This is a genomic window from Streptomyces sp. NPDC027962 (genome assembly GCF_055566095.1).
The window spans coordinates 81,000-106,801 of the sequence record NZ_JBVHTA010000003.1; the positions used below are offsets into that span (position 1 = coordinate 81,000).

The 25,802-nt window shown below is 68.9% G+C and carries 22 protein-coding genes and 2 pseudogenes; 19 read left to right on the forward strand and 5 right to left on the reverse strand.

The features are described 5' to 3' along the window. The first annotated feature begins 90 nt into the window (after positions 1 to 90). From ACZ4SA_RS03695 to ACZ4SA_RS03705, 3 genes are all read left to right on the forward strand, one after another. Positions 91 to 822 carry a GOLPH3/VPS74 family protein gene (locus ACZ4SA_RS03695; RefSeq protein WP_468269423.1) on the forward strand — a complete coding sequence of 244 codons (732 nt, stop codon included), beginning with the start codon at positions 91 to 93 and terminating at the stop codon, positions 820 to 822. A gap of 251 nt (positions 823 to 1,073) precedes the next feature. Further along, positions 1,074 to 1,943 (forward strand): helix-turn-helix domain-containing protein, encoded by an 870-nt coding sequence (locus tag ACZ4SA_RS03700; RefSeq protein ID WP_468269425.1) that lies wholly within the window; start codon positions 1,074 to 1,076, stop codon positions 1,941 to 1,943. A gap of 170 nt (positions 1,944 to 2,113) precedes the next feature. Further along, positions 2,114 to 2,323: a DUF397 domain-containing protein gene (locus tag ACZ4SA_RS03705; protein ID WP_468269427.1), complete on the forward strand. Its 210-nt coding sequence runs from the start codon at positions 2,114 to 2,116 to the stop codon at positions 2,321 to 2,323. Positions 2,324 to 2,518: 195 nt separating this feature from the next. Here ACZ4SA_RS03705 and ACZ4SA_RS03710 read toward each other — a convergent pair whose 3' ends face one another. Next, positions 2,519 to 3,373 (reverse strand): hypothetical protein, encoded by an 855-nt coding sequence (locus tag ACZ4SA_RS03710; RefSeq protein ID WP_468269429.1) that lies wholly within the window; start codon positions 3,371 to 3,373, stop codon positions 2,519 to 2,521. An 81-nt stretch (positions 3,374 to 3,454) separates the two neighbouring features. Between ACZ4SA_RS03710 and ACZ4SA_RS03715 the strand changes: the two genes are divergently transcribed. After that, entirely contained in the window at positions 3,455 to 4,237 is a 783-nt protein-coding gene (locus ACZ4SA_RS03715; RefSeq protein WP_468269431.1) for an SDR family oxidoreductase, read from the forward strand. 69 nt (positions 4,238 to 4,306) lie between these two features. After that, positions 4,307 to 4,474: pseudogene (locus ACZ4SA_RS03720) on the forward strand (Na+:solute symporter); the annotation flags it as partial. A gap of 117 nt (positions 4,475 to 4,591) precedes the next feature. On the opposite strand, the gene ACZ4SA_RS03725 reads toward ACZ4SA_RS03720, so the two are convergent. Continuing rightward, the gene (locus tag ACZ4SA_RS03725; RefSeq protein ID WP_468269433.1) at positions 4,592 to 5,722 is read right to left on the reverse strand and encodes an ADP-ribosylglycohydrolase family protein; all 1,131 of its coding nucleotides are present in this window, start codon (positions 5,720 to 5,722) and stop codon (positions 4,592 to 4,594) included. Between the two features lie 577 nt (positions 5,723 to 6,299). Continuing rightward, on the reverse strand, positions 6,300 to 6,965 hold the full coding sequence (locus ACZ4SA_RS03730; protein ID WP_468269435.1) for a TetR/AcrR family transcriptional regulator: 666 nt from the start codon (positions 6,963 to 6,965) through the stop codon (positions 6,300 to 6,302). A gap of 76 nt (positions 6,966 to 7,041) precedes the next feature. On the opposite strand from ACZ4SA_RS03730, the gene ACZ4SA_RS03735 reads away from it, so the two are divergent. The 3 genes from ACZ4SA_RS03735 to ACZ4SA_RS03745 are packed head-to-tail and all read left to right on the forward strand — an operon-like array spanning position 7,042 to position 9,041. Next, positions 7,042 to 7,734: an NAD(P)-dependent oxidoreductase gene (locus ACZ4SA_RS03735; protein ID WP_468269437.1), complete on the forward strand. Its 693-nt coding sequence runs from the start codon at positions 7,042 to 7,044 to the stop codon at positions 7,732 to 7,734. After that, positions 7,731 to 8,135, forward strand: coding sequence for a pyridoxamine 5'-phosphate oxidase family protein (locus tag ACZ4SA_RS03740; RefSeq protein ID WP_468269439.1), 405 nt, complete (start codon positions 7,731 to 7,733; stop codon positions 8,133 to 8,135). Before ACZ4SA_RS03735 ends, ACZ4SA_RS03740 begins: the two co-directional genes overlap by 4 nt. A gap of 33 nt (positions 8,136 to 8,168) precedes the next feature. After that, positions 8,169 to 9,041: a haloalkane dehalogenase gene (locus tag ACZ4SA_RS03745; RefSeq protein WP_468269441.1), complete on the forward strand. Its 873-nt coding sequence runs from the start codon at positions 8,169 to 8,171 to the stop codon at positions 9,039 to 9,041. Positions 9,042 to 9,317: 276 nt separating this feature from the next. On the opposite strand, the gene ACZ4SA_RS03750 is transcribed toward ACZ4SA_RS03745, so the two are convergent. Beyond that, complete coding sequence (locus tag ACZ4SA_RS03750) at positions 9,318 to 11,945, reverse strand: bifunctional FO biosynthesis protein CofGH (RefSeq protein WP_468269443.1); 2,628 nt, start codon at positions 11,943 to 11,945, stop codon at positions 9,318 to 9,320. 164 nt (positions 11,946 to 12,109) lie between these two features. On the opposite strand from ACZ4SA_RS03750, the gene ACZ4SA_RS03755 reads away from it, so the two are divergent. The 5 genes from ACZ4SA_RS03755 (at position 12,110) to ACZ4SA_RS03775 (ending at position 18,963) form a co-directional block, all read left to right on the forward strand. Then, positions 12,110 to 12,790 (forward strand): hypothetical protein, encoded by a 681-nt coding sequence (locus tag ACZ4SA_RS03755; protein WP_468269445.1) that lies wholly within the window; start codon positions 12,110 to 12,112, stop codon positions 12,788 to 12,790. A gap of 95 nt (positions 12,791 to 12,885) precedes the next feature. Beyond that, positions 12,886 to 13,389, forward strand: coding sequence for an SseB family protein (locus tag ACZ4SA_RS03760; protein ID WP_468269447.1), 504 nt, complete (start codon positions 12,886 to 12,888; stop codon positions 13,387 to 13,389). Then, complete coding sequence (locus ACZ4SA_RS03765; RefSeq protein ID WP_468269449.1) at positions 13,386 to 14,033, forward strand: hypothetical protein; 648 nt, start codon at positions 13,386 to 13,388, stop codon at positions 14,031 to 14,033. Before ACZ4SA_RS03760 ends, ACZ4SA_RS03765 begins: the two co-directional genes overlap by 4 nt. Continuing rightward, complete coding sequence (locus ACZ4SA_RS03770; RefSeq protein ID WP_468269451.1) at positions 14,033 to 18,679, forward strand: putative T7SS-secreted protein; 4,647 nt, start codon at positions 14,033 to 14,035, stop codon at positions 18,677 to 18,679. Before ACZ4SA_RS03765 ends, ACZ4SA_RS03770 begins: the two co-directional genes overlap by 1 nt. A 2-nt stretch (positions 18,680 to 18,681) precedes the next feature. Beyond that, entirely contained in the window at positions 18,682 to 18,963 is a 282-nt protein-coding gene (locus ACZ4SA_RS03775; protein WP_468269453.1) for a DNA-binding protein, read from the forward strand. Positions 18,964 to 19,252: 289 nt separating this feature from the next. Here ACZ4SA_RS03775 and ACZ4SA_RS03780 read toward each other — a convergent pair whose 3' ends face one another. Continuing rightward, positions 19,253 to 19,669, reverse strand: coding sequence for an ATP-binding protein (locus ACZ4SA_RS03780; protein ID WP_468269455.1), 417 nt, complete (start codon positions 19,667 to 19,669; stop codon positions 19,253 to 19,255). Positions 19,670 to 19,808: 139 nt separating this feature from the next. On the opposite strand from ACZ4SA_RS03780, the gene ACZ4SA_RS03785 reads away from it, so the two are divergent. The 6 genes and pseudogenes from ACZ4SA_RS03785 to ACZ4SA_RS03810 form a co-directional block, all read left to right on the forward strand. Next, positions 19,809 to 20,675, forward strand: a complete 867-nt coding sequence (locus tag ACZ4SA_RS03785) for a helix-turn-helix domain-containing protein (protein ID WP_468269457.1) — start codon at positions 19,809 to 19,811, stop codon at positions 20,673 to 20,675. Beyond that, positions 20,672 to 20,866 (forward strand): DUF397 domain-containing protein, encoded by a 195-nt coding sequence (locus tag ACZ4SA_RS03790; RefSeq protein ID WP_468269459.1) that lies wholly within the window; start codon positions 20,672 to 20,674, stop codon positions 20,864 to 20,866. Before ACZ4SA_RS03785 ends, ACZ4SA_RS03790 begins: the two co-directional genes overlap by 4 nt. Positions 20,867 to 21,177: 311 nt before the next feature. Next, positions 21,178 to 21,981: a hypothetical protein gene (locus ACZ4SA_RS03795; protein ID WP_468269461.1), complete on the forward strand. Its 804-nt coding sequence runs from the start codon at positions 21,178 to 21,180 to the stop codon at positions 21,979 to 21,981. A 498-nt stretch (positions 21,982 to 22,479) separates the two neighbouring features. Next, entirely contained in the window at positions 22,480 to 24,531 is a 2,052-nt protein-coding gene (locus tag ACZ4SA_RS03800) for a pre-toxin TG domain-containing protein (RefSeq protein ID WP_468269463.1), read from the forward strand. 13 nt (positions 24,532 to 24,544) lie between these two features. Continuing rightward, a complete protein-coding gene (locus ACZ4SA_RS03805) occupies positions 24,545 to 25,216 on the forward strand; it encodes a hypothetical protein (RefSeq protein ID WP_468269465.1) in 672 nt (223 codons plus the stop codon). Between the two features lie 238 nt (positions 25,217 to 25,454). Continuing rightward, a pseudogene (locus ACZ4SA_RS03810) lies at positions 25,455 to 25,688 on the forward strand (Scr1 family TA system antitoxin-like transcriptional regulator); the annotation flags it as partial. Between the last annotated feature and the right edge of the window lie 114 nt (positions 25,689 to 25,802).

Below are 25,802 nucleotides of genomic sequence, written 5' to 3' on the forward strand. Positions count from 1 at the left end.
CTATCGGTTCCCTAACAAAGCACCCCGGCGCTCTCGACAGACCAATGTGAGAGGGGTCACCCTGTCATTCATCCACGCGGGGAGGCATGGATGGGCAGGAGCCGCAGAACACTTCCGGAGGAGCTTCTGCTGCTCGCTCTGGACCCGGCAACGGGTACCACAGCGCAGCCGCAGTCGCTCGACCTCGGCCTGGCCGGGGCACAGCTAGTAGAGCTGGCTCTGGCAGGACGGATAGCCCCAGACGGGGATCGTATCGCCGTGGTGATGCCACGGCCGACAGGAGATCCGACTCTGGACTCCGCACTGGAACTGCTGCGCAGACGCGGCAGCCCGGTGCGCGCGGTCCACTGGATCGGCGGGCCCCGGCTGGGGCTGCGCCAGATTTACCTCTCGCATCTGGAGCGGTGCGGCATGGTGCATGCCGTGGCGGGCCAGATGTGCGGAGTGCTGCCGACGACTCGCTACCAGGCGACGGACACGGCCATCAGCCGGGACATCAGGGCCCGGCTGGACAATGCGATCCGCACCGGCGTACCGCCGGACCCGCGGACCGCGGCGCTCGCCGCCCTGGCCCACGCGGTCGGTCTCGGCAAGCACCTGTACCCGGGTAACGAAGGGCGTTCCTCGCGGTCCCGTCTGCGGGACCTCATCAGGCACGACCCCATGGGCGGCCTCGTCGCGCACGCGGTGATGGACGTTCAGAACGGTGTGGCCGCACAACCTCGCCGCAACCAGGCGGCGGCCCCCGGGGGCCGCCAGCCAGGGCCCGTACCCATGCAACCACGCCGCGGCAGCATGGCCGCGCGCGTCGTCGCGCACTGAGCGCGTCACCGCACCACAGCAGCACCGCACGACAGAACACCCCATCGCACGACCACCGCACCGTCGTCCCCAAGGCCGGTTCGGGAGCCGCAGGTCGAACGCGCGGGGCAGCCACGCCGCTGCCCCGCGCGTTCGCATGTGCAGCGGCAGCGTTCACGTGTGTAGCCATTTGGCAGCGCAGCGACCACCATTGGTGGCAATCTGCTCAGCAGTAGATACGCACAGCTACGCAAGCCGGAGGTGCAGTTTCCGTGGCGTCCAACGTCAATCCCACCGTCAGGAGACGCCGATTGGGGCAGGAGCTGCGCCGGCTCCGCGAGTTGAAGGGTATGACGGCCGAGGAGGTGGCGGAGCGTCTGCTGGTCTCCCAGTCGAAGATCAGCCGTCTCGAGAACGGCCGCCGCTCGATCAGCCAGCGCGACGTCCGCGACCTGTGCGGGGTGTACGAGGTCGAGGACCACCGGATCGTCGACTCGTTGATGCAGATGGCCAAGGACTCCCGCCAGCAGGGCTGGTGGCACGCCTTCGGCGACATCCCGTACAGCGTGTACATCGGTCTGGAGACCGACGCGGCCAGTCTGCGCGTGTACGAGCCGCAGGTCGTCCCCGGCCTGCTGCAGACGCGGCAGTACGCGGAGGCGCTCATCGCCGGAGCGCTGCCCGAGAGCGGAACGACCGATGTCGAGAAGCGCGTCAGCGTCCGTCTGCGCCGACAGGAGCGCATCAGGGACACCGAGCACCCCCTGCGTCTGTGGGTGGTGATCGACGAGGCGGCGCTGCGCCGGCAGGTCGGTGGCAAGCAGCTGATGCGTGAGCAGCTCGAGCATCTGGTGGAGCTGTCACAGGAGCCGCACGTCACGGTGCAGGTGTTGCCGTTCGAGATGGGCGCGCATCCGGGCATCAACGGTCAGTACGCGATCCTCGAGTTCCCGGACGCCTCGGACTCGAGCGTGGTCTACATCGAGGGTGTGACCAGCGACCTGTATCTGGAGAAGGCCAACGACGTGCAGAAGTACAGCGTCATGTACGAGCATCTGCGTGCGCAGGCCCTCAACGTGGAACAGACGCGGCAGTTCATCGCCGACATCGCCAAGATGTACGCCCAGGGTGACCCTGCCTGAGCGAGGGGCGGCACGGTACACCAGAGCTCCCGTGCGACGGAAGAGCCGCATGGAATATGCCATCCGGTCGAGTGAACGCCCGTCTCACGCACCCGGCTCGGCGAGTAGCGTCGATCACGCCAGCAAGAACGTTGGCTCAGATCACCCCACTTGCCGGAAGCGGAGCGAACATGGCAATCCTTCAGGGCGCCACGGAGACCTGGACGAAGTCCTCGTACTCCACCGGAAACGGCGCATGCGTAGAGGTCAAATCCCCTGTCGTGCAGGAGATTTCCGTGCGGGACTCGAAAGTCACCGCAGGCCCGACGATCACCTTCGTGCCCGAGTCGTGGAATGCGTTCGTGAACGAAGTGGGCGAGGGCGCGTTCGGGCTCGGCTGAGCGCGTCGGGACCCGCTGCACACGAACGACACGCAGCAACGACACGCAGCAACCAGCAACCAGCCGGCAACAACCGACGAGCACAACGAGCAACAGTCAGCACCGAGGGCCCTCTCGACTGGTTCGCCGTCCCGGCCGAGGGGGCTCGGCCATGCCGGGACGTTTCCCCACCGCGGGGCTTGGCGCCGGCCCGGTTCAGCGCAGCCGGTCGACGTAGCGGTCGGTCCCGGGAACGGTCGGTACGAACGGCGCCACCAGCTCGACCCTCCCCAGCCCCGACTCGGCGACCGCCACGTCGAGCCCGGTGAACTCCGCGTCCCATCGCTCGCGAGGGTCCGCCTCGAGGAACCAGAGCAGCGTCAGCCGACAGTCCACGCCCTCCACCTGCTTCACGTATGTCATCCGGTCACCCGGCAGCGGGGTCGGCCTGAAGACGGTCACCATCGCGGCGCACGAGCCCGCGAGCCTCCTCGGCAGGTGCTTCGCGCGGAGCCACTCCAGCAGCTCCGCCCGTTGCCCGGGCCCCTCCGCGTCGACGACCTGCACCACAAGACCGGCGTAAGGGTGGTCCAGGGCGTGCCGGTCGCGCGGGCCGGCGGCTCCGTCGCGGTAGACCGTGGCCTCGTGGTCCTGGAAGGCCGTGAAGACGTGCGTACGCTGCTGATGCACGCGCCCGTCGCGGTTGAGGCGCTTGTTGATGGCGACGGTCCACTTCATGTGGTCGGCGTAGCGGCCGTCGGTGATCCAGTACGTCGAGACGTAGCACCCGGCGGTCACGGGCTGCGCCACGGCTGACTTCTCGGGGTAGCGCAGCAGTTGGAGATCCCTGGTCGCCACCCAGCGGCGGCCGGCGAAGATCCAGGGCATCGCCGTCGCGCCCGCGTAGTAGTGGTCGTCCTCGTACCAGCGGTTGTACGCGTACTCGTGGCCGGGATGCGGTTCGACCATGGTGATCAGCGCGTGGCCAGGGCGGACCCCGTACGGGCCGACGGCGGCCAGCTCGGCGTACACCTCGCTGCGCGTGTCCTCGCCGCGTGTGTCCTCGCTCATGGCGTTCCCCTTCCCTCCTCCGGCGGACGGACCTACTCTGACGCCCCGTCAGATAATCCGCCAGCCTCGGGAGGCGCCGGGATGCTGCTTCGGGACAAGACCGTCATCGTGTCCGGCGTCGGCGCCGGACTGGGGCACCAGGTCGCGGCGGCCGTCGTCGAGGACGGGGGCAACGCAGTCCTGGGCGCGCGCACGGAGGCGAACCTCGCCAAGACCGCCGGCGAGATCGACCCCTTTGGCACACGGACCGCGCACCAGGTCACCGACATCACCGACGAGGCGCAGTGCGAGGCGCTGGCGGCCCTCGCAGTGAAGCGCTTCGGGCGGATCGACGCGGTCGTGCACGTCGCCGCGTGGGACAGCTGTTTCGGCGGCCTCGAGGACGCGGACTTCACGACCTGGCAGGGCGTTCTGGATGTGAATCTGCTCGGCACGCTCCGGATGACCCGGGCGTGCCTGCCGGGGCTCAAGGAGCGGGGCGGCTCAGTCGTGATCATCGGCACGCAGTCGGCGGTGGCCGCGCCGTCACAGGTGCGGCAGGCGGCGTACGCGGCGTCCAAGGGGGCGCTCACGTCCGCGATGTACTCGCTGGCACGGGAGTTGGGCCCGCACCGGATCCGGGTGAACACGGTCCTGCCCGGCTGGATGTGGGGCCCGCCGGTGCAGGCGTACGTCCAGTTCACGGCACACGCCGAAGGGGCGCCGGAGAGCGAGGTGCTCGAGCGGCTCACCGAGCGGATGGCGCTGCCCGAGCTGGCGACGGATCAGGACGTCGCGCTGGCGGCCGCCTTCCTCGCCTCCGACCGGGCCAGGTCGATCACGGGTCAGTCGCTGCTCGTCAATGCGGGCGAGTTGATGCGCTAGCGGTCGCCGCTTCCCGCGAGTCGGCCGCCGCGAGTCGACTGCCACACGCCGGCTTCCGCGATCCGGCCGCTGTGGCGGGTCCGGCCGGCGGTGCTGTTTCTTCCCCATGTGGGCGCGCCGCTGCTCATCGAGACCGACAAGCCCTGCGGCAGCTGTGCGCTGATGGCGGAGCAGCTGCTGCCGCACGGCCTGCTCGGCCCGGTCGTCGTCGGCTTCTTCTCGCACACGATGACCATGGGATGCGCCCGACCGTCCCGCAGCGCGGGCCCGCCGGGCGCGTCGGCGTGGCGGGCGAGCTCACCGGCCGGGCCGGTCGGGCGCACCCGCCGAGCGCTCCGGCCGCGCGCGCGGCCGTCAGGTCAGTTCGGCCGCCGCCCGCGGGTAGCGCTGCACCCAGCCCGGCGCGGTCGCCGTCGGGCTGTGCAACGCCGGGCCCTGGGTCATCTCCATGGCGAAGTCGTCCGCGATCTCCAGCAGCGTCGGGCGTCCCTCCAGCTCGCACAGCCAGGCCGGCGGCAGCGCCGTCTCCCCGTGGAGCGCACCCAGCAGCGCGCCGCAGACGGCGCCGGTCACCTCGGAGGGGCCGTCGTGGTTGACGGCGAGACGCAGCCCGTGCCGGATGTCCTCACCGACGAGCGCGCAGTAGACGGCGATCGCGAGAGCGTCCTCCGCGAGGTGGGCCTCTCCGATGGCGGCGACCCGCGCGGCGCTCGGGATCCCCTGGCGAACGGTCCCCAGCGCCTGCTTGAGCGCGTCGGTGACGGGCTGGTGGCCGGGCCGGGACGCCAGTTGCGCGAGGGCGCGCTGCACCGAGCCGTCCAGCGTCTCGCCGCGGGCCAGGCCGTGCACGATGACCGCGAACGCGCCCGCCGAGAGATAGGCGGTCGGGTGCCCGTGGGTCAGCGCCGCGCACTCGACGGCGAGCTGGCACACCAGCTGCGGCTCCCAGCCGACGAGCAGCCCGAACGGTGCCGACCGGACGAGCGCACCCGCGTCGCGGGCCGTGGGGTTCTTAGGAGCCTGAACGGTGCCCATGCTCTCGTCACCGAGACCGGTGACAGTGTCGCGGGGCGGGTTGCGGCGGCTGTAGAGCCACTCCTCGCGGGCGAGCCAGCCGTTGTCCTTGCGGCGCTCGTCGGGGCCCCAGTCGCGCTGGGTGGCCGCCCACCTCAGATAGGCGCGGTGCACGTCGGTCGGCGGATGCCAGGCGCCGGTGTCGCGGCGCACCTGGGCCCGTATCAGTCCGTCGACGGTGAAGAGCGTCAGCTGGGTGGCGGCCGTGACGGCTCCGCGGCGACCGTTGACGGGCGTGAGGTCCATCAGCCCGTCGGGACCGTGGACGGTACGGATCTCCTCGAGGGTGAGCCCTCCGACACCGGCGCCGAGCGCGTCACCGATGGCGCCGCCGAGCAGGGCACCGCGCACCCTGGCACGGAAGTCCTGCTGCTCGGCACGGCCCCACACGGCCGTGGCTGCTGCGCTCACCGCGCTCCTCCCCCGACGTCGTCGAACGAACCCTGCCCGGCGCAGCACTGTAATCGAACGGGAGCGGCCGGTTCAGGGGGCACGTAGGGTTCGCGCGGTATGTGGCCAAAGCCGCCGGACGCCGCTTTTGGCCGCACGACCGACCCCACGGGGCCGCCCGTACCCGGTGTGAGTGGTTGCGGTACAGAAAGTGCCGCCGAGATTGATCATGGTCGGCCGGCACACCGACCCGGGGTGCCGCTGAGGTTCGCGGAAAGGCCGCTGGACACCTCGACGCCTCCGACGAGACCAACGAACAGGACCGGATCCGCCGGTTCGCCGACGTCGGGCCGCGCCCCGAGGCCGGACACTGGGGGATGTCCGGTCGATCACGGCCTTCGAATCCGGGAACCGCCAGGACGAGCCGTAGGGGAGCGGCGCAGGGCATGATCCCCTATGCCCGTCAGGCCGTCTGGCGGTCGGGCCGTCATGATCGGCCGGACAGTACCTGGCCGCGTGAGGCGGGGATGTCTCGGCGGAGGTCGCGGAGCTGTCCGAGGCCATGGCGAGTTCGTTGCGAGCCGTTCGTTGTCCTCGTTCAGTTTCCGGTTGGCGTTCCGCAGTGCTCGCCGGAGGTCGGCGAGCCCCGACGGCCTGCTGTGGCGGTTGCCGCGGTGCGCGGCCTCGAGGTCAGCGCCGCGCGCAGCGCCGGGGTGAGGATGTGGCGGGTCTCGGACGGGGTGAGGGCGGCGGGGGTGGGGAGGGGGTTGAGGTAGCGGGTGTAGATGAGGCCGCCGAGGATCGTCACCACGGCCGTGGCGCGGGCGGTCGCGTCCCGGCCGCCGAGAAATTCAGCAAGCCGGGCCAGCAGCTCATGTTCCAGGTATTCGCGGATCACCTTGGCGGCCTGTTCGCCCTGGGTGGTGAGCTGGAGGAAGTCGGCGTCCTCCCACAGGTCCGTCACCGCGTCGATCAGGCGGTCGGGGAGGGTGGCCGGGTCGCCGCCGAGGACGTCGTCCACCGCCAGTGCATTGGCGCACTGGAACTGCATCACGTCTGCGAACAGGCCCTTCTTCGAGCCGAAGTGGTACGCGATCAGCGCCGGGTCGACCCCGGCGGCCCCGGCCACCGCGCGCAGGGTGGTGCGCCGGTAGCCGCGCTCCAGGAACAGCGCACGGGCCGCCGAGACAATCGACTCGCGGGTCGGCGGGTTGCCGCGGGGGCGGCCTCGGGTGCGCACAGGGGCAGGGACGGCGTTATTCATCAGCGTTGAGCCTGCGTTTCGTGATCGGCACAGTCAAGGGCGTTCCCGGAACCACACGAAGGGATGCCCCGACACCATGCGTATCGCAGTCTTCGGCGCCAATGGACCGACCGGCCGCCACCTCACCGGACAAGCCCTCGCAACCGGCCACGAGGTCGTCGCCGTGACCCGCCGCCCCGGCTCCCTCCTCGCACGGCCCGGCCTCACCGTGGCCGTCGCCGACGCCACCGACCCGGCGGCCGTCGACGCGGCGATCGGCGGGAGTGACGCCGTCCTGTCCGCGCTGGGCGCGCGTTTCAGCAACGAGACCATCACCACGTACTCGGCGAGCGCCACCGTCATCACCGGAGCCATGGCCCGCCACGGCATCACGCGGCTGCTCGCCGTCAGCTCCAGCATCGCCGACCCCAACTGGCGCCCCACCGGCGCGCACTTCTTCAACCATGTGCTCGACCCGCTGGTGAACCGGCGCCTCGGCCGCACCCTCCACGAGGACATGCGCCGCATGGAGGCCGTGATCCGTCAGACGGGCCTTGACTGGACCCTCGTCCGGCCCTCGGGCCTCTTCGACCACCCCGTCGTCACGGATTACCACACCGCCGAGACCAGCGCCGACGGCGTCTTCACCGCCCGCGTGGACCTCGCCGCGAGCATGTTGCGCGAATTGGAGGAGCGGCGGTACGTCCGTACGGCCATGGGCGTCATCACCACGGCCGTGAAACCGAACATCGCCAAGCTGATCTGGAACGAGGGCGTGAAGAAGAAGTGAGCCGGGCGACCGCCGGACTCCCGGCTACCACCCAGGCGTTCTTCACTCGCCCCCACACGGCTGCCTTCACCACCCTTCGCCCCGACGGCACCCCGCACGTCACCCCCGTCCGCTTCACCTTCGACGCGACCACCGGCCTGGCCCGTGTGACTACCCGGGCGGGAGCCCGCAAGGCCCGGAACGTGGCGGCGGGCGGCCCGGCGGCCCGCGTCGCGCTCTGCCAGGCGGACGGCTTCCGCTGGGTCACCCTCGAAGGCAGGGCCGCCGTCACCGACGACCCATCGCGCCTGGCCGAGGCGGTCCGCCGCTACACCGTCCGCTACCGCGCGGCCCCGCCCGCCCTGCCGGACCTGGTCGTCGTCGAGATCGCCGTCGACCGCGTCCTGAACCTCAACCTCTGAATCCCCCCGTACTGAAAGCGAAGTGACACCGCGATGCCCACCCTCCCCGTCCTGAAGTCCACCCTTCACTACCGCGAGTCCGGCGACCCCGACGGGCTGCCGTTCGTCTTCCTCCACGGCAACCCCACCTCCTCCCACCTGTGGCGGAACGTCCTCCCTGGCATCGCCGCGCCCGGCCGCCGCCTGCTGGCCCCCGACCTCATCGGCATGGGCGACTCCGGCAAGCCCGACCTCGTCTACTCCTTCGACGACCACGCCCGCTACCTCGATGCCTGGTTCGACGCCCTCGGCCTCGACGAGGCCGTCCTCATCGGCCACGACTGGGGCGGCGCGCTCGCCTTCGACCGTGCCGCCCGCCTCCCGGGCCGCGTCCTCGGGCTGGCCTTCACGGAGACGATCGTCAAGCCGCTCGTCGGGGACGAGTTCCCGGCGGCGGGGCGGGAGCTGTTCACCCAGCTGAAGACGCCTGGGCTGGGAGAGGAGCTGATCCTTGAGAAGTCGTTCTTCATCGAGGGGTTCCCGGCCACCGTCGCCACTGCGATCGACCCCGCCGACCTCGACACCTACCGCCACCCCTACCCGACCCCCGAGAGCCGCCGCCCGATCCTGGCATGGGCGCGCATGATGCCCCTGGACGGCGAGCCCGCCGACGTCGTCGCCCGCGTCGAGCGCTACGACGCCTGGCTGGACGCCAGCCCCGAAGTCCCCAAGCTGCTCGTTGCGTTCGAGCCGGGCCCGGGCGCGATGACCGACCGAAGGGCCGTGGCCTGGTGCGAGGAGAACATCACGGGCCTGGAGGTCTCCCGCCACGGCCTGGCCGGCCACCACTCCCCGGAGGACCGCCCCGAGGAGCTGGCCGCGGCGATCAACGCCTGGGCCGACCGCCACGGACTGGCGCGCCAGTAGGTGTCCTCGATCACGACGGTGTCGCTCATCCCGGGCCGACTGAGCTGCCGCCGACGGGTGCACGCGTCGCGATCGCCGTCACCATCGAACGCCTCAGCGAGCAGGAACCCTCGGATGCCGCCTCCCGGCCGGCTCCTGGAAGCCCTGCGCCCAGGACGGCAAGGACGCCATGCCGAAATGACTGCTCAATCAACTCATGATCGTGAGCAGGCGACTTCGGACATCAGCGCAGCCGACTCCGAAAGCTGACACCTACCGACCGGCCCCTCCCACCGCTCAGTCCGGCAGCAGCGGGAGCAACTCCGGCAGATGTCCGTCGGAAGCGCTCGCCGTCTGTTGCCGTTCCGCCGGGACCTCCCCGTACAGGGTCGTGCGCGGCCTGGACGGACGGCCGGCGGCCTCCGCGATGGCGGTCAGATCGCGCACGGAGCGGTACGAGCCGTAACTCGAGCCCGCCATACGTGAAATGGTCTCCTCCATCAGCGTGCCGCCGAGGTCGTTGGCCCCGGAGCGGAGCATCTCCGCCGCACCCTCCGCGCCCAGCTTGACCCAGCTTGTCTGGATATTGGCGATGTGCGGATGGAGCAGGACGCGGGCCATCGCCGTGACGGCCCTGTTGTCGCGGGTCGTCGGCCCGGGCCGGGCGATCCCCGCCAGATACACCGGTGCGTTGGTGTGGATGAACGGCAGTGTCACGAACTCGGTGAAACCACCGGTCTCCTGCTGGATCCGGGCGAGCGTGCGGAAGTGGCCGAGCCAGTGCCGGGGCTGGTCCACATGCCCGTACATCATCGTGGACGACGAGCGGATGCCGAGCTCGTGCGCCGTCTTCACGACCTCGATCCACGTCGCCGTGGGCAGCTTGCCCTTGGTGAGGACCCAGCGGACCTCGTCGTCGAGGATCTCGGCGGCGGTGCCGGGGATCGAGTCGAGTCCCGCCTCCTTCGCCGCCGTCAGCCACTCCCGGATCGACATGCCGGTGCGGCTGGCCCCGTTGACGACCTCCATCGGCGAGAAGGCGTGCACGTGCATGCCGGGGACGCGTTCCTTGACGGCCCGGGCGATGTCGAAGTACGCGGTGCCGGGCAGGTCGGGGTGGATGCCGCCCTGCATGCACACCTCGACGGCACCGACGTCCCACGCCTGCTCGGCACGGTCCGCGACCTGGCTCAGCGACAGCGTGTACGCGTCGGCGTCCGTGCGCCGCTGGGCGAAGGCGCAGAACCGGCAGCCGGTATAGCAGACGTTGGTGAAGTTGATGTTCCGCGTGACGATGTACGTGACATCGTCACCGACGACCGACCGGCGGAGCTCGTCGGCGATGCGGGTGAGGGCGTCGAGGGCGGGACCGTCGGCGTGCAGGAGGGCGAGGGCCTCGTCGTCGGTGAGCTTCGTCGGGTCGTCGGCGGCCTGCCCGAGCGCCTGCCGCACGTCCGTGTCGATGCGCTGCGGCACCATGCCGGGCGCTGCGGCCTCGCGCAGCGCGTCCCAGTCGCCGTAGACGGCGTCGAAGTCGTCACGGCGGTCGTGCGTGCGGCCCTCGGTGTCGATGGTCCGGTGCAGGTCGGTCCGCCCGGTGGCGGTAAACCCCTCGTCGGGCTCCTGCCACGGCAACCCCGCGGGGAGCGCGTCCGTGTCGGCGAGGCCGGTCTCCGGGTCGGCCAGCGCCCGTACGTGCGGCAGCAGCCGCGGGTCGAGCCACGGCTCACCGCGCTGCACGAACTCCGGGTACACGCAGAGCCGTTCACGCAGCTCGAAGCCCTCCGCCGCCGACTTCTCCGCAAGCTCGTCGATCTGCGGCCAGGGCCGCTCGGGGTTGACGTGGTCGGGCGTCAGGGGGGACACCCCGCCCCAGTCGTCGATACCGGCGCGGATGAGCCGCGCGTACTCGGCGTCCACCAGGTTCGGCGGGGCCTGGAGACAGGCGGCGGGCCCCATGATGTGCCGGGCGACGGCAACGGTCGCGACGAGCTCGTCCAGCTCGGCGTCCGGCATTCCGCGCATGGCCGTGTCCGGCTTGGCGCGGAAGTTCTGCAGGATCAGCTCCTGGATGCCGTGGTACGCACGGGAGATGCGGCGCAGCGCGAACAGCGACTCGGCCCGCTCCTCGTACGTCTCCCCGATCCCGATCAGCAGCCCGCTGGTGAACGGCACGTTCGTCCGCCCGGCGTCCTCCAGCACCCGCAGCCGGACGGCCGGCTCCTTGTCGGGCGAACCGTGGTGCGGCCCGCCCGGCTCGCTCCACAGCCGGGTCGCCGTCGTCTCCAGCATCATGCCCATGGACGGCGCGACGGGCTTGAGCCGCTGGAAGTCGGTCCACGACATGACCCCGGGATTGAGGTGGGGCAGCAGCCCGGTCTCCTCCAGGATCCGGATCGCCATGGCCCGCACGTACGCGATCGTGTCGTCGTACCCGTGGGCGTCGAGCCACTCCCGGGCCTCCGGCCAGCGGTCCTCCGGCTTGTCCCCGAGCGTGATCAGCGCTTCCTTGCAGCCCCTTTCCGCGCCGCGCCGCGCGATCTCCAGGACCTCGTCCGGCGACATGAACGCCCCCGCACTCTTCGAGGCGGGAGGTGCCCCCTCCGTAGCCCGCGCACGGCGCAGCTTGCCGGGCACGGTGGCGAAGGTGCAGTAGTGGCACTTGTCGCGGCACAGGCGGGTGAGCGGAATGAAGACGCTCTTCGAGTACGTGATGATCCCGGCCCGCCCGGCGGCCTCGAGCCCCGCGTCCCGCACGCGGCCGGCGGACGCGGCCAGGTCCTCCAGGTCGCCGCCCCTGGCCTGCAACAACACGGCGGCTTCGGCCACGTCGAGGGCGACCCCGTCCCTCGCCCGCTTGAGCGCGCGCCGCATGGCGTTCTCGGTGGGCCGTGCTGCGTGCTGTCCGCCCTGGTGATCGGTCATGCGTCGAGCATACGAGCGCCCGCGGACAACCGGGCCGGGGCGGTGGCCGGGACCGGCTCACCCGCGGACGGGCTTCGGCCGGCCCGCGGCTGAGTACGTGCGCCTACCGTCCCTGAGCCCGGCACCCGATGTGGCGGACCTGCCGCCCTCGTAACGTCACCTCCGTGACCGACGATCTCAAGCAGTCCCCGACCCTGACCCCGCCCGGCGGCGGCACCGGTGCCTCCGTGGCCAAAGCCCTCGGCCTGACCGTTGCCGCGCTGATCGGGATCCCTGTGCTGTTCGTGCTCGGCCTGATGGTGACGTACGGCGTCCAGCGAGCGACGCCGGAGGACTACCCGCACGTCTCCCCGGAAGAGATGGCGGCCCGCACCACCGCCCACTCCCAGGACGCCTACGACGCCCTAGGCTTCGACGCAACTGTGGAACCGGGCGAGTTCAACTCGATCTCGGCGTCGGCCTGCTACCCGGACGGCCTGGAAAGCGTGGCCGACACCGCGGTGGAGGGCGCGTACAGCCTGAACCACGAGTGGCAACTCGTCGACGTCCCGAAGGCGGACGCCCTCCCGGCGCTGCGCGGCCTGCGCGACCACCTGAAGTCCAAGGGCTGGGAGATCGTGTCCTTCGACCCCTCCCCTTCCGGCGACAGCTGGACGCTGCGCACGCAGCGCGAAGGCGAAGGCCGCATGGTCTTCGACTGGTACGAGGACGGCGGCCGCTTCTATGGCGGCGCGCACGCCGAGTGCACCTACGACCCGTCGCGGGAGACGACGGACTCGACGCTGACGAGCGACGTCACGGCGGGCATCGACGCGCCGACGCTGGGGCCGAGGTCGGGGCGGTGACGGGGCGGCAAAGCCCGCACCGGTGGCGACAGATGCGCCAACTTGCCCAGATTTGATCGTTGCTGGCGAGAAAGTGATCGTGAAAGCATCTCCGGGTGAGTGACAACGGGGACGACATATCGAGGCCTGAACGCCTCACGAGGCTTGCGGAGTTGGCCGATTGGCCCGCGACGGAGCAGCCTCCGGCAGAGCCGGCTGCGTCTGCGCCTGCTGCTTCCAGTGCTGGGCCGGTGGATGAGGTTGCTGTTGCGCGGCGTCGGTTTGCGGTGTTGCTGGGGGAATTCCGGCGTGCGGCGGTGCTGGTGCCGTTCGATGCGCTGGGGAGTCTGTGGACGGCGGATTTCAACGGGGTGCGGTGGATCTGTGCGTTCTCTGACGAGGAGGCGTTGGCCCGGTTCGCGCGGGCGCAGGGGGATGCGGGGCGGGAGTGGGAGTACCGCACTGTTTTGGGTGCGCGGTTGTTGGACGTGATGGTGCCGATGCTGCCTTCTCCGGCGGGTGTGGCGCTGGATGCGGGCAGTGACGAGGGCATGGTGTTTCCGCCGGTTGTGGGTGTGGTGCCGGATGCGGTGGCGGTTGATCTCGGGGGGATGCAGTGAGCGGGGAGGATGCTGATCTGGCGGCGCCGCCGGTGGCGTTGGCGGCGATCGCGGCGGGGATCAACCTTGCGCATGCGGAGCTGAAGGAGCTCGGCATGATCGGTGAGGCGTCCGTAGGGCGGGGGTTTTCGGATCTCGCCTTGTCGGGGCTGGAGTTGGGGCATGGCGGTTTGACGGCGGAGTTCGAGACGTTCTGCAACCGCTGGGAGTGGGGGGTGCGGGCGCTGACGCTGCGCGGGAACGCTTTCGCGCAGGGGGTGGGCCTGTCGGCGGGGTCGTTCGCGGAGCAGGAGCAGTACATCAAGGACACGATCAAGATCGGCGTGAACTCGGTGAACGGGAATCCGCATCTGTCGGAGGACGAGGTCAAGCAGATGCGGTGGGACACGATCCGTGACCAGCATGCGTGGGACAACGCGGACTGGAGCAAGGAGTCGTTTTCCCAGGCGCATGCCGAGGTCAAGCAGACGTGGAAGGACACCGGTTATGACGTGATGGACGCGCAGATGGATTCGATGGAGCGCTCGGGTCTGCTGGACCCTGCGATGCGGGAGCGGATGGACGAGCAGTACCGGGACTTGTTCGATCCGTCCGAGGAGATCGTCGCGCAGGCTGAAGAGCCGCGGTGGGGGGAGAGTCGCTGATGGTGGACTGGGGAGGGTTGGCCGACAAGGCAGTCGACAAGTTCAGCGACGGCGTCGACAAGGGCAAGGAGCTTGTCGGTGAGGGTGTCGACTATGTGACCGACAAGGCCGGGGAAGGCTTGCGGCACTACGGTCATGACGGACTGGCTGAGGTGGTCGAGGACTGGGGGGACGAGACCGCGTCCTCGCTCGGGGCCGAGGTCGGTGAGCAGCAGCTCGGGCAGAGTGAGGAGGCCAACGAGCTGATCCACGGCCGCCCGGCGGAAATCGCCGCGACGGTGAAGAACCTGCGCGATTTCCAGAAGGCGTTCGGCCTTGTCGGTGCCGGGATGAAGCGGCTGGACTCCGGTGACTGGAAGGGCGAGGCCGCCGAGGCGTTTAGGGAGAAGTTCGAGACCCTGCCCACGGACTGGCTGCGGGCGGCGGACGCGTTCGAGGACGCAGCGAAGGCGCTGGAGACCTTTTCCAAGGCGGTGGTGAGCGCGCAGGGCAAAGCCGAAGAGGCGATCGCCCTGTACAAGGAGGGCAACAAGGACTCGAAGACGGCCGTTGACGCGTTCAACAAGAAGGTCGACGCCTACAACGCCGCGCGCACCGGCGACAATCCGCTACCGCATCCCGGTGAGTTCTCCGACCCGGGCACGGCCAAGCGGCAGCGCGCCCAGGAGATCCTCGCCGATGCCCGTGCGGCCCGTAATGAGGCGGGCGAGAGCGCGAAAACCGCCGTCCACGCCGCACTGGCTCACGCCCCGAAGGAGCCCACCGGCCGGGAGAAGGCCGTGCTGGAACTCGCGGACTGGGGCGTGGGGCAGGGCATCGAGCTGGCGCACTTCGGCGGCGGCATCGTCAAGGGCACCGCCGGCATCGTCAACTTCGTCCGCTCCATCGCCCCGATCGACATGTACAACCTGACGCACCCGGCCGAGTACTGGAAGGGCGTCAACACGACGCTCGCCGGCCTGGCCTCCACCGCCGCCAACCCCGACCGCGCACTGAAGAACGCCTGGGAAGCCGCCAAGGGCGACCCCTCCGAATTCCTCGGCCGACTCGTCCCCGAAATCCTCGGCACCAAGGGTACGGGCGCGTTGAGGACCGTCCTGCGCGCCGGGGCCAACGACGCCGTCACCGCCGGGGCGAAGACGGCTGCACGAGAAGGCGTGGAGGATGCGGCGAAGCCCGCCCGGACGCCGGATGCCGTGGAGCACAAGGGCACCGACCCGGTGGACCTTGCCACGGGGTCGATGTACCTGCCCCAGACGGACATCGTCCTGCCCGGCACACTGCCGCTCGTCTTCCGCCGCCGGGTTGCTTCCGGCTACCGGGCAGGACGATGGTTCGGCCCTTCCTGGGCCTCCACCGCCGATCAGCGCCTCGAGATCGACTCCGAGGGTGTCGTGTTCGTGTGTGAGGACGGCCTGCTGCTGTCCTATCCCCACCCGGCTCCGGGTGTGCCCGTCATGCCGACCCATGGACCGCGATGGCCGCTCGACCGCGCCCCCGACGGCGACTACACGATCACCGAGCCGGACACCGGCCGCGTCCGGCACTTCGCAACCCGTCACGACGACCTGGCGCTGCTCGTCCAGATCGACGACCGCAACGGCAACTGGATCACTTTCGAGTACGACGACGCCGGTGCTCCGACGTCGATCGTGCACAGCGGTGGCTACCACCTGAAGCTCGCCACGGACGAGGGGCGGGTCAGGGCCTTGTCCCTGGCCGGCGGAGCTGTGGACGGCGGCGACCAGGAGATCCTCCGCTACGGCTACACCGACGGGAACCTCACCACCGTCACCAACTCCTCAGGGCTGCCGCTGCGTTTCGGCTACGACGAGCGCGCCCGCATCACTTCCTGGACGGACACCAACGGCAGTCGCTACGACTACGTCTACGACGATCAGGACCGGTGCATCGCCGAATCCGGCGCCGACGGCCACATGGCCCTGCGCCTCGACTACGACGGTGTCGACGAGGAGACCGGCCTGCGCGTCACGACGACCACCACCGCCGCGGGTGCCGTGAGCCGGTTCGTCATCAACGACGCCCACCAGGTCGTCAAGGAAATCGACCCGCTCGGGGCGGTCACGCGCTACGAACGCGACCGCTACAACCGGCTCCTGAGCCGTACCGACCCGCTCGGCCGCACCACGCGCTTCGCGTACGACGAGGCCGGGCGTCCCACCGTGATCGTCCGCCCCGACGGGCGCGAGATGTCGGCGCAGTACAACGAGCTCGGACTGGCCGTCCGCGTGACCAATGCGGACCGCACGACGGTCCGCCAGGACTACGACGAGCGGGGCAACCGGATCTCGGTGACCGCGCCCTCCGGGGCCGTCACCCGCTACACCTACGACGAAGCCGGCCACGTCACCTCGGTCACCGACGCACTCGGAAACACCAGCCGTATCCGCAGCAATACGGTGGGTCTTCCCGTCGAAATCGCCGATCCGCTCGGCGCGGTGACACGCATCGAACGCGACCCGTTCGGCCGCCCCGTCACCCTCACCGACCCCCTCGGGGCAACCACCCGGCTCGTATGGACCCCGGAGGGCAAGCTCGCCCGCCGTACCGAGGCCGACGGCACACAGCAGTCCTGGACCTATGACGGCGAAGGCAACTGCACTACCCACACCGACGCTCTCGGGCAGGTCTCCCACTTCGAGTACACCCACTTCGACCTGCTCAGCGCCCGCACCGGCCCGGACGGCGTGCGCTACGAATTCACCCACGACCACGAACTACGCCTCACCCAGGTACTCAACCCGCAGGGCCTGACCTGGGACTACGCGTACGATCCGGCCGGACACCTCATATCCGAGACCGACTTCGACAACCGCCCACTCGCCTACGAACGGGACGCCGCAGGCCGCCTCGTCGCCCGCACCGACGCTCTCGGCCAGACCATCCGCTACGAGCGGGACGAACTGGACCGCATCACCCGCAAGGACGCGGCCGGAGCGATCACGACCTTCGCCTACGACTTCTCCGACCAACTCGCCGAAGCGGTCAACGCGGACGCCACCATCACCTATCTCCGCGACCGGTACGGCCGCCTCGTCTCCGAGACGGTCAACGGCCGCACCATGTCGTACACATACGACGCCCTCGGCCGCCGCACCGGCCGCACCACCCCCACCGGCGCCGTCAGCTCCTGGACCTACGACGCGGCGGGCCGGCGCACCTCTCTCACCACCTCGGGCCGCACGATCGCCTTCGAGCACGACGCGGCCGGCCAGGAGATCGCCCGCCACATCGGCGACACCGTCTCCTTCACCAACCAGTACGACCCACTCGGCCGCCTCACCAGCCAACACGTCACGGGCACAGCGGGTCGCAGCATCCAGCGCCGCGACTACACCTACCGCGCCGACGGCAACCTGATCGCCCTCACCGACCAGCTCACCGGCACCCGCACCTTCGACCTCGACCCGGCCGGACGCGTCACCGCCGTACACGCCGCAGGCTGGACCGAGCGCTACGCCTACGACGAAGCAGGCAACCAGACCGAAGCCTCCTGGCCCAAGAGCCACCCCGGTCAAGAAGCCGTCGGCACCCGCGAATACACCGGCACCACCATCACCCGCGCCGGCAACATCCGCTACGAACACGACGCGCTGGGCCGCATCACCCTCCGCCAGAAAACCCGCCTCTCCCGCAAACCCGACACCTGGCGCTACGAATGGGACACCGAAAACCGCCTGCGCTCCGTCACCACCCCCGACGGAACGGTCTGGCGCTACGAATACGACGCTCTCGGCCGCCGAACTTCGAAACAACGCCTAGCCAAGGATGGTGACGCCGCAGAGGAGACCCGCTTCACATGGGATGGCGCCGTTCTCTGTGAGCAGTTGACGACGTCGGCGGCACTGCCGAACCACGTCGCTCTCACGTGGGACCACCAAGACTGGCGAGCATTGGCCCAGACCGAACGGATTCTCGCAGCGGAGATTCCTCAGACGGCGATCGACGAGCGCTTCTTCGCCATCGTCACCGACCTGGTAGGAACCCCAAGCGAATTGATAGACGAATCTGGGAGCCTTGCCTGGCGCACCCGTACCACCCTCTGGGGCACCACCACTTGGGCCAGGACCAGCCGGGCACACGTGCCGCTTCGTTTCCCCGGGCAATACCACGATCCAGAAACTGGCCTCCACTATAATTTCTTTCGCCACTACGACCCGGAAACGGGCCGCTATCTCACAGTTGACTTACTTGGCATAACTCCCGCCCCTAATCCCGTCACCTACGTCGAAAACCCTTACGCTTGGACAGATCCACTTGGACTGGCACCTTTGGAGGGATGCCCGCAAACAGGAGATCACGGAGCAGGGAACGCTGCGGATCACGCTCGCCAGAAGCGCTTCTACGAGCAACTACAGAAGTACGGTAAGGACGGATATCGTGAGCTCGAGGACGGGAGGATACGCTTCTACGGCGAGATATCGCACGCCCGCAATCCCGGGGAAATGATCGGACGTCGTCTTGTCCGCGAATGGGACCCGGCTACCGATTCGACGCGAATATGGCATGAAACCTTGGACGCGCATGGGAATGTGCGGATTGTCAGGCCAGACGTATCCGTAACAGGCGGAAAGAAGGTCCACTACATGTTCGACGAGTCCGGAAATTACACTGGAAAGTTTTAACTATGACACTTCGTCGTGAAATTGAGCAAAAAATGCTTGCGCTGAGCCAGGGAAACGAAGCCCGCGAGGACGTGTCGGAATGGGCGCTGCTCGCCATGGAAGGAGACAACCCCGAGCTTCAAGCGCTCGATATTTGGCGAGCGTTGGACCGTTTGGCCGGATGTGACCTGATGACAGCTCCGGGGGAATATTTGCACGGCCGGAATGAATTTCAGTCCTGGCATCAAGAACTCGCCAGAACCGGGGAACTTCCCGAACCAGGAGAGGGCGAGAAGAAGCCATAGTCAGGGGATAGGAAGTGGTCTCCTTTGCCCACTTTCAAAGGTGGCCGAATCTAGAGATTCAATCGTGTACACATTTGACCCCGATACGACGGAGGTGCCTCACAGGCTTTCCATGGACACGAAGAGTCGTCGATCGCGACCCGTAGACGGAAAGATCAACCATGCGTTCCTGAAAGCATCTCGCAAGATCAACGCCATCTACGACGAGACAGCGCAATGGCCCGATCGTGGGATGAGCGTCAGCTGACCTTGCAGCGGCCTCGGACTCGGCACCACCATCATTCCCCATTCAGGGGATCAGCTCCGCCCAGACAGTCTTGCCGACCTGCCGGGGCGTGACACCCCATGCGTCCGCCAGCGCCGCGACCAGGAACAGGCCGCGCCCCGACTCCGTGTCGGGGGTCGGCTCGGGCAGGGGCGGGAGGCGTTCGGCGCGCGTGTCGGAGACCTCGATGCGCAAAGTGCCCGATTCCCACAGCAGCAGGCGCAGTTCGAAATCGCGGCCCGGTACGCGGCCGTGGGTGATCGCGTTCGTCACCAGTTCCGCGACGATGTGGGCCATCGACTCGGACGTCTCCGTGGCGTAGCCGTAGCCCCAGGCGTCGAGTTGATGAACCGCCAGGCGGCGGGCGAGGCGTGCGCCGCGACGGGTGGCGGTGAAGCGCTGGGCGAACTCAGCCTTGCAGGTGGTCGTTTCCGTATTCACATCACCGAGCGTGTCCGGCTCTGCCTACCCTGACCAGGGGTTGTCGGCCGACGGAGCGTAGTTGTGCGAGTGCGCGTGTCGCGGTGTGCGGGTCGTCGGCGTGACCCGTGCGGGCGGTGAGCGAGAGGCAGGTCGGGGCATGGCGGACGCGGAACGCGACGAGCGGCCGGAGCGGCCGGCCGAGGTGGACGGGACCACACACCTGTTCCGCGCGCTCGGCAAGCAGATCAAGGTGCTGCGCGAGGCTGCCGGGCTGAGCCAGAAGGAGCTGGGAGCGGCTACGCACTGCGGCGAGGCGCTGATTTCGGCGATGGAACGCGGCGTCCGCACGCCGCAGCCCGAGTTCCTCGAGCGCGCGGACGAGCTGCTGGACGCGCGGGGCGTGCTGAGGGCGGCGGTGCCGGACGTACGGGAGGCACAGGCGAAGGCTCGCACTCGGCATCCGGATTGGTTCCGCGACTACGCCGCTGTCGAAGCCGAGGCGGACTCGATCCATGTGTACAGCACGGAGGCGATCCACGGCCTCCTCCAGACCGAGGACTACGCACGGGCACTGTTCTCGCAACGCTGGCCATTGCTGGAGACGACGACCATCGAGAAGCGAGTGACGGACCGGCTCGACCGACAGCAGATCTTCGAGCGCTGGCCGGCGCCGACATTCAGCTACGTGTTGGAGGAGGCCGTCCTCAAGCGCCCGATCGGAGGTCTCGCCGTCTTCCGGCAGCAACTGCGACGGGTGCTCGACGTCGCGGAGCTGCGGAACGTAGAGCTCCAAGTGCTACCGACCAGGATCGAGGAACACCCGAGCCTGGACGGCTCGTTCAACCTGATCAACCCGAAGCGACGTCAGCAGGTGGCCTATCTCGAGAGCTACGGCTATCCGCGACTGATCACCGACCCGCAGGAGGTCAGGGTGTTTTCCGAACGCTATGGGATTATCCGAGCGCGGGCTCTCACCCCACGGGAGTCCCTTGCCCTGATCGAGAAGATGCTGGGAGAAGGATGAACGCCGAGCAGCTCCACTGGTTCAAGTCCAGCTACAGCAGCGGCGAGGGTGGCGACTGCGTCGAGGTCGCGACGGAACCGGCGACCGTGCACGTTCGCGACTCCAAGGACCTGGCGGGGCCCCGGCTCGCCGTCGCGTCCGGCGCCTGGGGCGACTTCGTCGCGTACGCGCGGGCCGTGTCCACTCGCTGAGGCGCACACGTGGTCTCACAGGGCGGGCAAGCGTGCCCGCATGGTAGCGATTTGTCACAGTTGGGCCGGATCGGGGTTTCCCAGTCCCCGAGTTCCCCGCTTCAAAAGGCTTTGAGAACCAGGGAAAGAAACAGCCCAACCCCACCCACCCTCCGCTCACTCGGACGGGTGACGCACCCCAACCCAACTGGCGCATATGCCATGACGCGGTGCAAGCTCAGCCACAGCAACCGCAGAAATGCGGCGGCCCCCGGCCGGGACGGGCATCCCGATCGAGGGCCTCACCAACAAGGAAGAGATAGGCCTTCCCCATGGCTGTAGCGCAGCTTAACGCGCCCGTGTGCGCGTCGCCGCCCGTTCCCGCGGTCGGTATCCGGCACATCAACCTGCCGCACAACGACCGCTTCGTCGTGATCGGCAACCATCTCGCCCACCACAGCGGCCTGTCGCTGACGGCGATCGGGCTGTCCGTCCACATCCAGTCGCTCCGCGCGGGCACCAGGATCTCGATCAAGAAGCTCGCCGAGCGGTTTCCCGAGGGCGAGGACCGCATCACGGACGCGCTCAACAAGCTTGAACAGCACGGGTATCTGCGGCGTACGCGGGTGCGGCTGCCCTCGGGGCAGCTGATCACGACGACGGAATCGTTCAACTCCCAGGACGCCTACGACGCCCTAGGCTTCGACGCAACTGTGGAACCGGGCGAGTTCAACTCGATCTCGGCGTCGGCCTGCTACCCGGACGGCCTGGAAAGCGTGGCCGACACCGCGATGGAGGGCGCGTACAGCCTGAACCACGAGTGGCAACTCGTCGACGTCCCGAAGGCGGACGCCCTCCCGGCGCTGCGCGGCCTGCGCGACCACCTGAAGTCCAAGGGCTGGGAGATCGTGTCCTTCGACCCCTCCAACTCCGGCGACAGCTGGACGCTGCGCACGCAGCGCGAAGGCGAAGGCCGCATGGTCTTCGACTGGTACGAGGACGGCGGCCGCTTCCATGGCGGCGCGCACGCCGAGTGCACCTACGACCCGTCGCGGGAGACGACGGACTCGACGCTGACGAGCGACGTCACGGCGGGCATCGACGCGCCGGCACTGGGGCCGAGGCCGGGGCGGTGACGGGGCGGCAAAGCCCGCACCGGTGGCGGCAGATGCGCCAGCTTGCCGACATTCTCGCCGAATACCCTGCGTTCCGGGGCGCGGAACCGTTGATCGCTCGGTGCGATTTTCGCTCAACCACGATGCACCGATGACCAGTGAGACGTGACCGAGGCCGACGAGCCGGCTGAGCCCGAGCCCGTCGAAGGCGGTGGGTGATCGGCTGGTCGAAGAGCTGGTGTCCCGGCCCCTGGCCGGCCAGCCGCTGGCCGGCGAGGGAGTGCAGGCATCGTAAGGCCGTGCCATGCCGTGGTACTGACGTCGCCTCGGATCCGACCTGGCTCTTCCTCCAGCGGGCGCCTCGCGGGGGGACCTGGCCCGCTCCGCCCGGCATCTCGCCCCATAGACTACTGATCAGTAATCAGGGGCCGCCACTGCTCGGATCCCTGGGGGAATCGAGGTCGGCGACACCGGACGGACCATCCGGTCACACGCCGTGCCTCCGGCACGGGACGTCACATGTACCAACGTTTCACACTCAGAACGATCACCCTGCTCACCGTCCTGGCCGTCTTCTTGACGCTGGGCATGGGGCAGGACGGCGCGCTCGCCGCACAGAGCGTCAAGCTGACCCGCGCCGAGGCGCAGCTCGAGGCCGCCGAGGCGAGACTCGACACCGACCGCCTGGCCGCCATCGTCAAGGGCACCGCCAAAATCTCCGGCTGCGACAAGCTGTCGTTGCTGGAGAAGCCGGCCTGCTATCGCGACTTCGCGCAGAAAGCCCTCAAAGTAGGCGCCGGCGTGGGCATGTTCGCGTACGGCGTCCACTACCTCCACAAGGACACCGTCGAGCACTTCGGCACGGTGAAGAAGGAAGCCGCGGGCCTCCAGAAACTGAGGGAGGCCTTCAAGGAGGACCCGACCAAGATCGCGGACCCGGAGTACCGCAAGCAGGTCGAGGAGCGGATCCGCGCGGCCGCCGCCGGCGCGCAGAAGGACATCGACAAGCTGATCAAGGACGTCCTCGAGACCATCGAGACGATCCTCGTGATCATCGAGATGACGCTGTTGCTGATCCGGCTGACCATCGGACTCGCGCAGTTGGTCGGTGACCCGAAGTTCCAGGCTGCGGTCAATGGCGTCAAGGACAGTCTCGACGGGATCGGGAAGGCGCTCGACCAGATGAACGCGGGGTTCGCGAAGATGAACCGCGCCCTGGGCGACATGAACGATGCCGTCGACGACATCAACACCTCGCTGGGCGAGCTGAACCAGGCCGTCAGCAAGGCCAACAAGGGCATGGACACCCTCAACGAGGGCGTCGGCCAGGCGAACAAGGCCGTCGACGACATGAACAAGGTTGTCCCCGGTATCAAGAAGGCCGCGGAGAAGCTCCGCGAGGTCCCGGCCTTCGAGTTCGATTTCTCGAACGTCGGCAAGACCTGGAGCGACGGCTCCTCCGGCCTGGACAGTGAGGAGCAGCAGCGCCGGATGTCCGTCATCCTCGGCCTGATGCCGGGCATCGGTGACGGCAAGGGCATCGTGGAGGCGATCACCGGCAAGGACATGATGACCGGCGAGCACGTCGACGGCTTCGACCGGGCCCTGGGTTCCCTCGCCGTGCTGCGGTGGCTGAAGCTGGGTGGCAAGCTCATCCCGGACGACATCACCAAGGCCCGCAAGACCGATGTTGTCTTCGAGTGCAACAGTTTCCCGGCCGGCACCCCCGTGCTCCTCGCGAATGGCACGCACAAGCGGATCGAGGACATCCGGCCGGGCGACGAGGTCCTCGCGACCGACCCGGGCGGCGAGTTCGCCGAGCTGACCCGGCCGCGCCCGGTGATGTCGACGCCGTACACCTCCGAGTACACCGACAAGACGTTCGTCCGACTGTCGGTCGCCGACGCGGACGGTGACATCTCCGGCCTCACGTCGACCGAGCAGCACCGCTACTGGCTGGCGGACCGGCAGGCGTGGGTCCCGGCGGGCGAGCTGCGCGCGGGCGACCGCCTGCACACCGCCGAGGGCACCGAGGCCACTGTCACCGCGACCGAACGGTCCGCCGTCCGGCAGGCCACCTACGACCTCGACGTCAGCGGCATCGACAGCTACTACGTGCGGGTCGGCGCCCAGGACGTCCTGGTCCACAACTGCACCGACCTGGCGCGTGCCGAGCGGATGTTCCCGGGCGTGGCCCACACGCTGGACGAGCACGTCAACGTCACCCTGCAGCAGATGGAGGCCCTGGCCAAGAAGAAGACGAAGAAGAACCGGGACATCCCGACACCCAACTCGCGCTGGTCGAGCGCCGATCTCGCCCAGAAGGCGGTCAACCAGCTGGTCGACCGGAACAAGGACCGCATCACAAAGTTCGTGCAGGACGCGGGCAAGCAGGGCAAGCCGCAGCAGCTCACGCTCAAGGGCAAGTACGGCACCGGCTCGCTCGGTGACAGCATGGACCACCTCGGCAAACACAGTCCGACCACAAGCAACGAGTACGTCGTGATCCTGGCCGCCAAAAAGGGCCACAAGCCCGGCGGCTTCTACGTGCTGACCGCCTACCCGCTGTAAGAGGAGCAGAAGAATGCACGATCCGGTGGCGCAGCGGGACGATCTCCACTTCGACTTCGGCGTGACCGCGCTTGGCGGATCCTTCCACAACGACTGGCCTCTCGACGCCGCAACGGCGGCGGATCACATCGTCCAGTGGTACGGAAGGGAGGGCGATCCGGGCCCTGTCCTCCTGCTGATCGAGGACCTGCTGCGCCTCCGGGACTCCGGCCTCGACGGCCCGGAGCTCGACCTGCTGTGGCTGGCCACGGACGTGGCACTGGGTGTCCCGGGGATCGGCGGCGAGGAGCGCGCCTCAGTCGACCACGTACTGTCGCTGGTCGTCCCGCTCGCGCGGTCGCGCGGAGCGGCGGCCGAGTCCTGCACGTCGTATCCGGCGTGCGTACCTCACGGCACGACACCGGCGGCGGTCGACCACCTCCGGCGGACGCCGGAGGTGGTGGCCCTGATCGGGCTGCTCGGCCCGGAACGGAGGCGGGACACACCGCTCGGCGCCACACAGGACGCATTGGAGCGGTGCGCCGAGACGGTCTGCGCCGAACTGGCCTTCCGGTTCATGATCTGCGCCGCCAGCACCTACTCCGTGAGGCTGTCCCCGGCGGTGTACGAGCGGTGCGAACGCCTCGGCACATCCTTCGGCTACGGCCCGCACCTGGTCGACGCGGTCAAGTACCTCGTCGACTGAGGTTCCCGCTCCGGCGGACCACCCGTGGGCGGGTGCCCGGTCCGCTCTTGGGCGTGTGCCCGGTCCGCTCTGCGGACAACAGTCGGACGGCGCGTCCACCAGGTGCAGGCCGCGGCCGGATTCGGCATCGGTGGCAGTCGACGCGGGCGGGGGACGGTAGGTGTTCGGCACGGGTGTCGGAGATCTCGATGCGCAGGGCGCCGGACAGCGATGACCGGCGCCTACGTGCAGCTTCATCGTGGAGGAGGCTGCGCTGCAGCGGCCGATCGGCGGCCGAGCCGTACACGAGGATCAGCTGCGTCAGCTCCTGCGCGTGGGGCGTATGCGGACCGTGGAGCTCCAGATCATGCTGCCGACGGATCGGGAGGAACATCCCAACGTCGTGGACGGGGTGTTCACCCTGCTCACGGCTGAGGCTCGCCAACAGCCGGCCTACACGGAGGTACAGGGCTATCCACGGCTGATCACCGATGCGGAGCAGGTCCGTCTCATCACCGCTCGCTACGGCATTCTTCGGTCTCAAGCCCTGAACCGCCCGGGAGTCCCTGGCCCTGGTCGAGAAGATGCCGGGGGAGCGATGAACACC